Origin of the sequence: Actinomadura roseirufa, from assembly GCF_900659635.1 — a bacterium.
Lineage (GTDB): Bacteria > Actinomycetota > Actinomycetes > Streptosporangiales > Streptosporangiaceae > Spirillospora > Spirillospora roseirufa.
On the sequence record NZ_CAACVB010000061.1, the window covers coordinates 23,186 to 35,840 of the forward strand.

The following is a 12,655-nucleotide window of genomic DNA, read 5'->3' on the forward strand; positions in this document are numbered from 1 at the left end:
GTCAGGACGCGGCGGCGGTGAACGCCGCGAGCGTGACGTCCCGTTCCAGCGACGCCGCCTCGTAGCCATAGGTCTCGATGGCGTCCAGCTTGATGACGACGCAGAACCGCTCGGCCGACTCCAGCGCGCGGGCCAGCTCCTGGTACCGGTGGGTCATGAAGTGCACCGCGGCACGGTTGGCGATGGAGGTGTGGCCGCAGACCACGAAGATGGGGCGGGACGCGGGATCGGGACGGAACTTGGCCACCAAAGCGCGCTCCTGGTGGCGGCGGTCGCAGCGGAAGCGCTCGCCGCCGATCAGGAAGGCCATGGAGTCGGGTCCCGGACCGTAGGGCAGCAGGGTGACGCCGGGCAGGTACGTGGCCAGGTGCCCGCCGGTGCGCGGGTTGGCGTCGCTGATCGGCCCGCCGATGCAGAACTCGGTCCGCGCGCCGTTGGACTCGGTGAACTCCCGGCCGCGCCGGATGGAGACCGGGGAGCCGAGCTCCCGTCCGAGCATGACGACGTCGACCACCGCGTGGACGTCGTGGCGGGCGACGCTGCCCGGCTTGCTGTACTTGTCGCTCATCACGACCACGCAGGGCGCGCCGCCCTCCAAGCCGAAGAAGGCGGCCTTGCGGTGCAGCGACCTGGTCCGCTTGCCCCGCTCCCACAGCCAGACGCCGCCGCCGCTGATGACACTGGTCACCAGCCCGATCAGGATGTTGAACAGCAGTCCCGACATCGCCCCTCAGCTCCGTCGTCCGAGATGCTCGCGCAGCAGCCCGGCCGCCTCGTGCCAGGTGCGCTCGGCGGCCATGGCGCGGTGCAGCTCGGCGGCCCGCCGGAAGGACGCCTCGCGGTCGCGCAGCACCGCCCAGGCCGCCCGGTCCCAGGACGCGACGTCGGTCTCCTCGTCGCCCGAGATCGGGACGACCGAGCGCTGGGCCTGCTCGGACGGCAGGACCTCGGCCAGCAGCATGCCGAGCCCGCTCTCACCCGACACCAGCAGCGGCGTCCCGGCCGTGATCGCCTCCAGGCCGGACAGCCCGAACCCCTCGGCCCGCGACGGCAGCAGCACCAGGCTCGCCTCCCGCAGGTCGGCGGCGACGCCCGCGGCGTCCGCGGTGAACGGGCGCACCGTGATCATCAGGCCGGGCACCCCCGCGGCCTCGTGCAGCCTGCGGCGCAGGCTCTCGGAGTGCCCGGGCGGCGCGCCGCGCACGACCAGCTCGATCCGCGTGGCCGCCGCGCCCCGGAACGAATGGACGCGCCCCACCGCCTTGGCCGCGAGGTCCAGTCCCTTCAGGAAGGCGTCCTCCGTCCGCCCGAAGACCAGGATCCGCCACGGGCTGCCCGGCGGCGCCGTGCGCTCGGCCGGCGACTGGAAATCGAAACCGGGATCGAACCGGATGAGCCGGGCACTCGGGTAGGGGGCGAGGTCCAGCTTGAAGCGCTCGTAGAGGCGCGGCCCCACCGCCGCGGCGAGGTCCGCGCTCGCTCCCAGCTCGATCTCCAGCGCGCGCCGGGCGGCCGCGCGGTCACCGGCGTCGCCGTGCCGCCCGCCCGCATCGCCCTCCGGGTGCTCGGCGCCGTCCTCACGGCGGTGCTTGACCCACTCGATCTCCTCGGGCGCCATGTGGAAGAAGTGCACGCGCCTGGTCCCGGGGAACCGCTCGGCCAGGTCACGGGCGCGCGTCCCGGTGATCCGGCCGTGCCCGATGACCACGTCGAACCGCTGGTCGGGCTCCGTGACGAGCCTTACGCCGCCGTCCATCGCGTCCCGGACCTCCTCGTCGTCGAGGGTCTCGACGAGCGAGGAGACCTCCGCGCCATAGGAGGCCAGGACGGTGCACAGCTGCCGGTTGAAGGTGCTCAGGCCCCCGTGCGCCGACGCCCACTCCGTCCCGACCGACAGAATGCGCAGGCCGCCGCGCGCCCGGTTCGCACTGCGGTAGCGGGACCGGCCGGACGGAAGACCGTGTTTCGGCAAGGTGGCCCGCGACGCGAGGTAAATCGACATGTGGTGATTCAGCGCGGGGTGATTCAGCGCGGGGTCATTCGGCGCGGACGACGGCTGCGCCTGCGGCCCGGCCGGACGATAGGGCCCGCCCATGCCCGGCGGGCCGCCCGAGTCGAACCGGCCGCTCACGTTCATCTGCTTGTCCCCGTACACCCGGTCGGGCATGGGCGGCGGGCCGGGCCTGTTCAGTGGGCCGGGCGCGCCACCTGGGGCAGGCGGAGTCGGGAGGTCGAGCGGGTCGGGCAGGCCCATGCGCTCGGCGAGGGTCTTCTCCCATTCCAGGAGCGCCGCCGCACCTGGGCCGCCGACCGGACGCGCCCCGCCCGCCACGTCGGCCGTGAGCTCCACCAGAGGGTGGGACGGCCCGGCCACCGGCCTGGTCTCCAAAGCGCAGACCAGGGCGTCCACCGACACCGGCTCCGACGAGAGCCCCTCGGCCAGCAGGCGGCGCTTCAGCTCGTCCGGGCCGAGTTGCGCGCGTAGCGCGGCCACGTACTCGTCCCTTTCGGCGACGCTCTCGAACCACGCGCTGGGCAGCAGATCCTGGATCGCCCGGACGGCCTTCGCGGCGGACCGGGTGGGCCCTTCGAAGTAAGTGATCTGCGTCTTGAGACGCTCCAAAGCGTGCGGGTACTCCAGGCAGATGTCGACGAAGAGCGAAACGGCCTGCCGGACTCCACCGCTGATGTCCGGATCGATCCCAATGCCGACGCCGCGCAGCGCCGAAAGCAGCGTCTCCCGGTGGGCGACCGTCGCGAAAATCCGCAATCGGCACAGATCTTCTTTCAGGGCGACGATGGCGCTCCCCGGGTGATCCATGAGTTCCTCCTGCGACGAGAGGCCAGGTCGGACGGCCGAACGCGCCCCCGGTTTCCGGTCAGGTTCAATTCTCAATAAAGGCTGGGGTGGCGTCGGCGCTCCCGGTGGGTTGGCGAGAACCGGGGAGGTGCCCGTAAAGTCCAGGATATTGCACGACCATTCATCTCCTCCCACCCATGACGCGATGGGACACCCCGTTGACCACAATGCCCGTGGGCGGTGCCGCCGATGCGTGAGGACGACGGCGTCGACACCGTGGCACTCACCAATGCCCTCGGCCGGGTCGGGGTCATGCGGACGGCCGAGGGGCGCGCCGCGCTGATCGAGGCCGTGGGCAAGCAACTCGGCGCGGCCCTGATCGTGGCGGACCTCAGCCTGCCGACCGCGCACATCTTCGCGATCCTCAACGCGTGCGCGGACCGCGCGGGCGGGATGAACGCGCTGATCCGGGCCCTGACCATGCTGGCCGGGGACGACGCGGAGGCGGTGCGCTTCTGCGGCCTCCTCGGCCCGGCCGAGACGCTGGTGGGCACGGCGGACGAGAACCGCCTGCGCGAGCCGCTGGAACGGTGCGCGATCCCGGAGATCCCCCGGCTGTTCAACGTCGCCGTGGAGGGGATGGTGCGGCCGCCAGCCGCCCTCCACAACGCCTGGGACGCCTTCGTCCGGCTCGCCGACACCAACGTCCGCGCCGACGGCGTCCCTCCGCACCTGGTCTTCGTCGATCTGCTCGCCACGCTCCTGCGCAGCGGCGACGACCCGTCGTTCCAGGCGCAGGCGGGCGTCCTGCGGGCATGGGCGACCGAGCAGATCGGAACGTACCGGGCCAAGAAAAACCCGATCGCCGAGAGGATGGAACGGCTGCGGGCCCGGTTCGCCGGCTCGGCCGGGCCGGGGTTCCCGATGTCGCTGATCATCTTGCTGGAGCAGGACCTGCGCGGAGCGCCGGGCCGCTACGTCGTCACCCACTGGCGGCAGACGGATCCGGTGCGGTGGTCCCCGGAGCCGGCCGGTGACGAGCGGGTGGTCGAACTCCAGGAGATACCCGGGGCGATCGCCGCGCTTCTGCGCGGGGCCGAGCGCGACTGGGCCGGACGCTTCGGGGGTCCGCTCAACCTGGAGCTCTTCCTGCCGTCCGAGCTGATGAACCTGGACGTCGACCAGTGGCTCGGCGACGCGGTGGACGACCCCACGGCGGTACCGATCGGCACCGAGTACGAGGTCGTGCTGCGCAGCCAGCAGCGGCTGCGGGAGTCCGGGTGGCACCGCTCGTGGAACATGCGTTCCCAGGTGCTTCATGCCCATCGGGCGCCATCGGAGCTTTTGCGCAATTCTCAAAAAACCGTACATCGATGCCCACCCGAGTTCGACGGCGACGCGCGCAAGCTGCGCCTGCACCTGAATTCCAGAACGGAGGTGGTCGCCTACCTGCTGTCCTCTCCGCCGGATCGCGAACCCGGACGGTCCGAACTGATCGTCGCGTTCAGGACCGGCCTGCCCGCCGTCCTCTGGAGCCGTGATCCGGCCGTTCACGACGAGCTCTGGGAGGCGGTGGAGAACGAGCCGATTCTGGGCCTGCCCGCAGCGGTGAAGGCCATGCGGACGGCCGCCGAACTCGGCATCGACCCGGCGGCGAGAATCGGTCGCCACATTTCCCTTGTTTGGGATCCTTACTATCGCCCGATCGACCTGCCCCCACTGTCCGCGTCAATGTGAATCTTGACCGGAACGGACCTGTGTCCCGCATGCGGTTGCACGCCCCCGTGCCGCAAGCCATGCTTGGTGTGATTCGGGTGCACCCGGAGAAAGTTCCATATCAACGCGCAGATGTCCCTCGTGTCCATTCAGCGAGAAGGCATCTCCCTAGAAGGGGCGTTCCGTGAGCGCGAATGAGCCGCCAGCGCACGTCGGCGCACATGAGCGCGAAGAGGGCGGACACGACCGCGATGGAACCTGGCCGATCTACCGGGGGACGGGCCTTCCGCGCCCCGGTTTCTCCCTGCCCGACGTCCTGCCGGATCCGCCGCCATGGCGCGCCTTCAACGGCGGCCCGCTGCAACCCCCGCCGCCGCGCGACCACCGGCAGCTGCGGCGGCGGCTGGGCTCGCCGGGCCCGGTCCTCGGCATCGACGACGCGGAGATCGACGCCGTCAACGCCGCGCTGTACCTGCGCAGGCCGCTGCTCGTCCTCGGCCGGCCCGGCGTCGGCAAGTCGACGCTGGCCTACAAGATCAGCAGCGAGCTGGGCCTCGGCCGGGTGCTGCGCTGGCCGATCGGCTCGCGCAGCACCCTGCGCGGCGGGCTCTACGACTACGACGCGATAGGCCGCGCGCAGGAGACCGTCTGGCGCGATCACGGCGGTGCGCTCGCCCGGCCGGGCCCCGCCGGGGCGCGGGACGGCGTCCCGGCCCCGTCCCCGCCGCCCGACGCCGCCTCGATCGGCGACTTCATCCACCTCGGGCCGCTCGGCACCGCGCTGCTCCCCTACCGGACGCCGCGCGTCCTGCTCATCGACGAGCTGGACAAGGGCGATGAGGATCTCCCGAACGACCTGCTGGACGTGTTCGAGGAGGGCTCCTTCACCGTTCCCGAGCTGGTGCGGGCGGCCAACCGGGCACCGCAGGTCACGGTGCACACCGCCGACCCCGGCGGCCGGGCCGTGCTGACGGGCGGGCAGGTGGAGTGCCGGGCCTTCCCGCTGATCGTCATCACGAGCAACGGGGAGCGCGAGTTCCCCCCGGCGCTGCTGCGCCGGTGCCTGCGCTTCGAGCTCACCGAGCCCTCGCCCGACCGCCTCGCCGACATGATCGCCGGGCATCTGGGGCGGCGGGACGACGAGGAGGCCCGCGCCCTGCTCGTCCGGTTCCTGCGGCAGCGCGAGACGGCGCCGGAGCTGTCGGGCGACCAGCTCATGAACGCCGTGTACCTGGCCACGTCCGGGCGCCTCGCGTCCGACGACTCGCTGGACCGCGTGCTCGACCTCCTGTGGCGCAGACTGACCATGGCGCGGGCGGTTCCGGAGTGACACGGGAACGCCGCCCCGCCGGTCGGCCGGACCACCTGCCGGACGCGCAGGACGGCCACCGCTCCGGGGCGGGTTCCCTCCTGTGGTACGAGATCGCGGACGCGCTGTGGCTCGCGGCGCACCGCTCGGCGGCGCCCGGTTCCGGCCCGGACTCCCCCGGCCTCCCCGACACGGCGGGCCCCAGCCCGTCCCGTCCGCTCGCCGGGCCCGCGCCGGCGAGTCCGGGCCCCGGCACCGGATCGTCACCGGACGCGCGACCGGCTCCGCCCACCATCCGTACCGGTGACCCTGTTCGTCTTGGAGACGCCGTTCGTCCCGGAGGCACCGCCGGGCCGGTGGATCCTTCCGGTTCGACCCCATGGGCAGGCTCCGCCGAGCGGGGATCGGCCCATGACGTCCGCCGCTGGCGGACTCTTCCCTTCGCCGGCGCCGAGGACGGTCCCGACGACGCCGAGCCCGCCATCATCGGCGGGATCCCCTTGGAGGTGCCGCCGATCCTGGACAGGCCCGCACTGGTCCGGGCCTTGCGGACCTTCAAGCGGCGCGTCCCGGACCCCCGGGCGCCGCGGGTTCTGGACGAGGAGGCCACCGCCGAGCGGGCGGCGGAGGATGGACTCTGGCTGCCGCGCTGGCTCCCCGCCACCGAACGGTGGCTCGACCTCGACGTCGTGATGGACGACGGCCCGTTCTCCGGCCTGCACCGCGGGCAGCTCGACGGGCTCGTGACCGCCGCGCGGGACGTGTGCGCGTTCCGGCGCGTCCGGGTGTACCTGCTGAACAGCACCGCGGCGGACCTGCGGCTGCGTCCGAAGTCCCCGGGCGGGCCGGGCGGCGCGGTGCCCGGGCTGGCCCGGTTCGGCGAACGGCGCCGCAGGCTCGTCATGCTGTTCAGCAGCGGGGTCGGCGGCGCCTGGGACGACGGGCGGCTCGCGCCGGAGCTGGCGGCGCTCGCGGCGGCCCTCCCGACCGTCATCGTCAATCCGCTGCCGGTACGGCTGTGGCGGCGCACCGGGCTCGCCCCCGTCCCCGCGATGCTGGCCGCGCCCGGCGCGCTGGCGGCCAACCGCCGGCTGTCCGCGTGCGGCGCCGTGCCGGACGAGCCCGCCGTCCCCGTGCCCGTCCTGGAGTTCGCCGCCGCGCCGCTGACCGGATGGGCGCGGTTCGCCACCGGCGACGTCCGCCACCTGGCCGGTGCGGTCACCTGGTGCCCAGCCGTCCCGGCCGATGACGGCTCGGCGACCGGAACCCCTGAGGACGACGACGTGAACGCCGGTCCCGTCGCCGTTCCGTCACCGGCCTCGCCCGCCGAGCTCGTGACCCGCTTCAGGGCGGGCGCCTCCCCCCAGGCGTTCCAGCTCGCCGTGCACTTCGCCGCGCTGCCGCTGTCCCTGCCGCTGATGCGGATGATGCAGGCCGCGACGCTGCCGTCCTCACGTCCGGCGGACCTCGCGGAGGTGCTCGGCAGCGGACTGATCCGCCGGGTGGCCGCGGACGTCCCCGAACCCGGGCGGGTGGCGGTCACCCACGACTTCGTCAGCGGCGCCCGCGAGGCTCTGCTCGCGGCGGGCCGCAGGTCGCAGACCGCGTGGGTGATGCTGTCCCTGCTGGACCGGCTCCGCGGCGGCACCACCGTCCTGTCGCCGCTCCGGCAGCTCCTGCTGACCCCCCGGACGGCGCCGCTGCCCCGGGTCCCCGCGGCCAGCGCGTCCTTCGTCGCCCCCTTCGTCGCAGGGCTGCGGGCCCTCGGCGCCCCCTACCGGGAGCCCGCCGAGCGGTTGCGCAGGATGCTCCACTCCGAGGCATCGGCGCCGTCCGCACAGGGTATCGATCATGTGACTCTCGGTAAGGTCACCCTGGATGAGGACACCATGCAGTCACCCGCGGACATCGCCGGACATCCCGCCTCCCCTTCGCTGCCCGCGCCTCCCTCCGTGCCCCTCTTCGATCATCAGGCCGACCTACTCGCCCCTGGAGTCAGAGTGTCCATCCGTTCCCTGCCGCCGGCCGCGGACCGGGATCCCAATGAACCACCTCCCGTCTGGGGCAATGTCCCACCCCGCAACATCCAGTTCACCGGCCGCGAAGAGCTGCTGGTGGAATTGCACGATTCGCTGTCGGCGGGAACGACGGCCGTGCTGCCCCACGCCCTGCACGGCATGGGCGGCGTCGGCAAGTCCCAGCTGGCCATCGAGTACGTCTACCGGCATCTGCGGGACTACGACCTCATCTGGTGGGTGCCCGCCGAGGGCGACGGCCAGATCAGGTCGTCCCTGGTGGACCTGGCCTCCGAGCTCGCCCTGCCGGTCGGCCAGGAGGCCGGCGTCGCCGTGCCCGCCGTCCTGGAGGCGCTGCGCGTCGGCCGTCCCTTCCGCAACTGGCTGCTGATCTTCGACAACGCCGAGGACATCCCCCAGGTCCGGGACTTCTTCCCCGCCAACGGGCCGGGCAAGATCCTCGTCACGTCCCGCAACCCGGCCTGGACGGGCGTCGCCCAGCCGGTCGAGGTCAACGTGTTCCGGCGCGAGGAGAGCATCGAGCTGCTGCGCATCCGCGACCCCGAGCTGGACCAGCTGGCCGCGGACCATCTCGCCGAGGCGCTGGGCGACCTGCCGCTGGCGATCGAGCAGGCCGCCGCCTGGCTCGCCGAGACCGCGATGACGGTCGACGAGTACCTGGTGCTGCTCCAGGAGAAGACCAACGAGATCCTCGCGCAGAACACCTCGTCCAGCGACTACCCCGTCCCGGTCGCCGCGGCCTGGAACGTCTCGCTCGAACGGCTGTCGGCCAACAACCGGCCCGCCCTGCGGCTGCTCCAGATGTGCGCCTACTTCGCGCCCGAGCCGATCTCCGTGCGGATCCTGTCCGGGGCCCGGAACCTGGAGGGCCCCGACGAGCTGGTCGACACCCTGGCCGACCCCATCAAGCTCGGGCAGGCGATCCGGGCGATCGGGCAGTACGCCCTCGCCAAGATCAGCCATCGGCACAACACCGTCCTGCTGCACCGGCTGGTCCAGCAGGTCCTGCGCAGCCAGCTGGTCTCCACCGAGGACGCCGAGTACCGGCACTGCGCCCATCTGCTGCTCGCCAACGCCGACCCCAGGAACCCGAACACGACCGAGAACTGGCCGGTCTACGCGGCGTTGCTGCCGCACATCCGGTTCTCCAGGCTGGTGGACTCCACCGACAAATGGGCGCGCGGCCTGGTGCTGAACGCCATCGACTTCCTGTTCCGATGGGGCGACTACCACGGCTCGCTGAGCCTCGCGGAGCAGGCCACCGAAGTGTGGAGCGAAACGCTCGGCGCGGACGACGACCAGAAGCTCGACGCCCAGATGAAGATGGGACGGGGGCTGCGCGGCCTCGGTCATCACCGGCAGGCGTACGAGAGCGACAAGGTGGCCAGGGACATCCTCGTCGCCAAGTACGGCGAGGAGCACGAGCGCTCCCTGGAGGCCAAGGGCTACGTCTGCATCGGGCTGCGGATGCTCGGCGACTTCGCCGGCGCCCTGGAGATCGACCGGCAGCTCTACGAGACGGCCCGCCGCAGGTTCGGCCCCGACGAGCCGATCACGCTCACCCACGCCTTCTACTACGGCATCAGCCTGCGGCTGAACGGCCGCTCGGAGGAGGCCGAGCAACTCGACCGCGACACCCATGCCCGGCAGGCCCGGGTCATCGGCGAGGACCACCTGTCCTCGTTCAGCTCACTGGCCGCCACCGCCGCCGACGTGATGGAGAGCGGACGCTACCTGGAGGCTCGGGACCTCTTCCGGCAGCTCACCCAGCGGATCAAGGCCAGATACGGCACCGACCACCCCGGCACCATCGCCAACATCAGCAGCCTCTCGGTCGCCGAGCGCAAGGCCGGCGACCACGACGCGGCGCTGGCGCTGTCGGCCGAGGCGCTGGAACTCGGGCGGGCCAGGTACGGCGACGACTCTCCCGCCACCGTCATCGGCGCGCTCAACCACGCCGTGAACCTGCGTCAGACCGGTGACCTGCCCCAGTCCATCGTGGTGGGGGAGCAGGTGGTGGAGCGCTATGTGCAGATGTACGGGTCGCAGCATCCCCACACCTCGGCGGCGAGGATCAACGTCGCGGTGTCGCTGCGCCATTCGGGGCGTGTGGAAGAAGCCCGGCGCATGGACGAGCAGGCCCTGGCCCTCCTGGTCGACGGGGTCGGCGAGGAGCATCCGTGGAGCATCATCGGCGCCATCAATCTCGCGAGCGACGCGGTGGCCCTCGGCGATCTCGAGTTCGCGGTGGACCTCGGCCGCGCGGCCCTGGAAAGGGCTCAGCGCGTCAACGGCGTCGATCATCCGACCACTCTGGCGGCGATGCTCAATCTGTCGCTCGATCTGCGCAAGCCGGGCGGGGCGTCCCAAATCGAGGCGGAGACGCTCTTCGCCGACGCGGTGGCGCGTTATCGCCGCGTTCTGGGCGAGACGCACCCGGCCACGATCGCCGCGGGCCAGAGCCGCCGCGCCGACTGCGACATTCACCCGCTCCCGCTTTAGCCGAGATCCATGGAAGCGACATGATGCACGAGACGGCGGCGATGGTCACCGAGGACACCCTTGAGGTGGCTTCATGGCAGACCAGCACCCGGTCGAACGGTAGTAACAATTCCGAGTGCGTGAGCGTCACGGTCGTCCGGCACGTCGTGGCGGGCGACGCGGGTGACGCGGCCGAGCACCGCCGCTCCTGCCTGGTCTGCCGGTCCAGGACGGCGGTCACCGAGGGTCGTAGTCGCCCGACTTGATCCGCCGCAGGAGCGCACACCACTGCCGCCGGGTCAGGAAGATCACCGGCCCGGCCGGGTCCTTGCTGTCCCGGAGCACGATCAGCTTCTCCGGGTCGGCCTCGCCCGCCGGTGAGCCCTGGACCGGTTCGGGAACGTTCATGCCAGCACCCATGTCAGCACCGCCCACACCACAGTTCACCGACCCGGAGCGAAGTCAAGAAAACCGATATCAGCCGGTCGGAGCACGATCTCCGTATATCGCGCTAATCACCGCGAAGCAAGGGTCTCACCCCATAGGCCGGACTTTTGTGGATTTCTACCCAAACAGGGTTGATCTCCGTCCGGGATAAGCAATGCGGCGCCATTCCCGCCGCGAATCCCGCGACCGCGGAGACGGTCGTCGAGCCGGCATGCCCTGGGGCCGCGACCGAAGAGCGGGAGGACGCGTAGAGCGGGGGCTAGCACGTCCCTGGCGCGCTTCGGCCGCGACCGGTTCGGGAGCGGACGGTCCGTCGTCGGTGGGGGGCGGGGGGCTCGGGCTGGCGTACACGGACCGACCTGTGGGCAAAACATGACAATGTCCCCATCGCCTGACAAACGACTCTTTGAGGACCTCAGCCACAGTAGAAGCATCAAAGCGCCAATGCAACCCATAAAGAGGACAAAATTCCGGCGACCTCGACGGCGCTTTCCGCTCCCCGCAAGAAATGGATCGCTACAAAAACGGACGACCAGGCAGTCTCCACCCTCCCGCCCGGCCGTGAGGGGGGGCGGCTCACGCGGCCGGCGATTCCGCCGAGAGCGTGCAGACGTTCTGTACGTTACGTACAGATGACAGAGTGACCCCATGAAGCTGCTGATGCTGGGCGGGACGGAGTTCGTCGGCCGCGCGATCACCGAGGACGCGCTGTCCCGTGGCTGGGAGGTGACGGTCTTCCACCGCGGACGCCACGAGCCGCCCGGCGGCGTGAGGTCCCTGCGCGGCGACCGCACCGGCCCGGACGGGCTCAAGGCGCTCGCCCGAGGGGAGTGGGACGCCGTCGTCGACACATGGTCGGGCGCGCCGTCGGTGGTCCGGGACGCCGCGCGGCTGCTCGCCGGGCGCGCCGGGCGGTACGTCTACATTTCGAGCCGCTCGGTGTACGACCGTCCCGCGCCGGCCGGGCTCGACGAGAACGGTCCCCTGGTGGACGGCTCGCCCGACGACGGCGACGTCCCGTACGCGCGGGCCAAGCGGGGCGGCGAGCTGGCGGCGGCCGGCGCGTTCGGCGACCGGGCCCTGTTCGTCCGCGCGGGCCTGGTGCTCGGCCCGTACGAGAACATCGGGCGCCTGCCCTGGTGGCTGACGCGCGTCGCGCGCGGCGGCCGGGTGCCCGCGCCCGGCCCGCGCGACCTCGCGATCCAGTACATCGACGTCCGCGACCTCGCCGCCTGGACGCTGGGCGCCGTCGAGCAGGGGCTCGGCGGCGCCTACAACCTCGTCAGCGAGCCCGGCCACGCGTCGATGGGCGGCCTCCTGGAGGCGTGCGCGCGCGTCACCGGGTCGGACGCGGAACTGGTGTGGATCGCGCCAGAGGCGGTCCTCGCGGCGGGCGTCGAGCCCTGGTCGGACCTTCCGGTCTGGCTGCCGCCCGGCGGCGAGCTGTACGCCGCCCTGCACCAGGGCGACGTGTCGAGGGCCCTCGCCACCGGGCTGCGCTGCCGTCCGGTGGAGGAGACGGTGGACGGCACGTGGGAGTGGCTCCGGTCGCTCGGCGGGCGGGCGCCGCTGCGCGCGGACCGTCCGGCGGTCGGACTCGGCCCGGAACAGGAGGCCGCGCTACTGCGCTCCTGACAGGTCGAGCGGGGCGCGGGCACCCGCCGCGAACGTGTCGTCGAAGGCCATCTCGAACGCGGTGTCGAACTCGGCGCCCAGGACGGCGCGGACCGTGGCGGTGATGCGGTCCACGTCGCCGCGCTCGGCGGGCGGGAGCGGCGCGCCGACCGAGGCGCGCAGGGCGGCGGCGGTACCGAGCAGGCGCGCGGCGGCCGGGGCGTCGCCGTCCAAGGCGTGCGCGCCCGCCAG

Annotated in this window: 9 protein-coding genes; 5 read left to right on the top strand and 4 right to left on the bottom strand. The window is 72.1% G+C overall.

Features of this window, described 5'->3' with window-relative positions:
- Window position 1: 1 nt before the first annotated feature.
- Together E1291_RS15915 and E1291_RS15920 are read right to left on the bottom strand one after the other, a co-directional pair.
- On the bottom strand, window positions 2-724 hold the full coding sequence (locus E1291_RS15915; protein WP_131738584.1) for a hypothetical protein: 723 nt from the start codon (window positions 722-724) through the stop codon (window positions 2-4).
- Window positions 725-730: 6 nt separating this feature from the next.
- Window positions 731-2,821 (bottom strand): glycosyltransferase family 4 protein, encoded by a 2,091-nt coding sequence (locus E1291_RS15920; RefSeq protein ID WP_131738585.1) that lies wholly within the window; start codon window positions 2,819-2,821, stop codon window positions 731-733.
- Window positions 2,822-3,049: 228 nt separating this feature from the next.
- On the opposite strand from E1291_RS15920, the gene E1291_RS15925 reads away from it, so the two are divergent.
- The 4 genes from E1291_RS15925 (at window position 3,050) to E1291_RS15940 (ending at window position 10,608) form a co-directional block, all read left to right on the top strand.
- Window positions 3,050-4,537, top strand: coding sequence for a VMAP-C domain-containing protein (locus E1291_RS15925; protein ID WP_131738586.1), 1,488 nt, complete (start codon window positions 3,050-3,052; stop codon window positions 4,535-4,537).
- A 163-nt stretch (window positions 4,538-4,700) separates the two neighbouring features.
- Window positions 4,701-5,846 carry an AAA family ATPase gene (locus tag E1291_RS15930; RefSeq protein ID WP_131738587.1) on the top strand — a complete coding sequence of 382 codons (1,146 nt, stop codon included), beginning with the start codon at window positions 4,701-4,703 and terminating at the stop codon, window positions 5,844-5,846.
- Window positions 5,843-10,363 carry an FxSxx-COOH system tetratricopeptide repeat protein gene (gene fxsT / locus E1291_RS15935; RefSeq protein WP_131738588.1) on the top strand — a complete coding sequence of 1,507 codons (4,521 nt, stop codon included), beginning with the start codon at window positions 5,843-5,845 and terminating at the stop codon, window positions 10,361-10,363. The genes E1291_RS15930 and fxsT overlap by 4 nt, the downstream gene beginning before the upstream one ends.
- A 20-nt stretch (window positions 10,364-10,383) precedes the next feature.
- The gene (locus tag E1291_RS15940) at window positions 10,384-10,608 is read left to right on the top strand and encodes a hypothetical protein (protein WP_131738589.1); all 225 of its coding nucleotides are present in this window, start codon (window positions 10,384-10,386) and stop codon (window positions 10,606-10,608) included.
- On the opposite strand, the gene E1291_RS15945 is transcribed toward E1291_RS15940, so the two are convergent.
- Window positions 10,580-10,750 (bottom strand): DUF397 domain-containing protein, encoded by a 171-nt coding sequence (locus E1291_RS15945; RefSeq protein ID WP_165495133.1) that lies wholly within the window; start codon window positions 10,748-10,750, stop codon window positions 10,580-10,582. The genes E1291_RS15940 and E1291_RS15945 overlap by 29 nt on opposite strands.
- A gap of 687 nt (window positions 10,751-11,437) precedes the next feature.
- On the opposite strand from E1291_RS15945, the gene E1291_RS15950 reads away from it, so the two are divergent.
- Window positions 11,438-12,424 carry an NAD-dependent epimerase/dehydratase family protein gene (locus E1291_RS15950; protein WP_131738591.1) on the top strand — a complete coding sequence of 329 codons (987 nt, stop codon included), beginning with the start codon at window positions 11,438-11,440 and terminating at the stop codon, window positions 12,422-12,424.
- Here E1291_RS15950 and E1291_RS15955 read toward each other — a convergent pair.
- On the bottom strand, window positions 12,410-12,655 hold a 246-nt coding region (locus tag E1291_RS15955), incomplete at its 5' end, for a hypothetical protein (protein WP_131738592.1). The genes E1291_RS15950 and E1291_RS15955 overlap by 15 nt on opposite strands.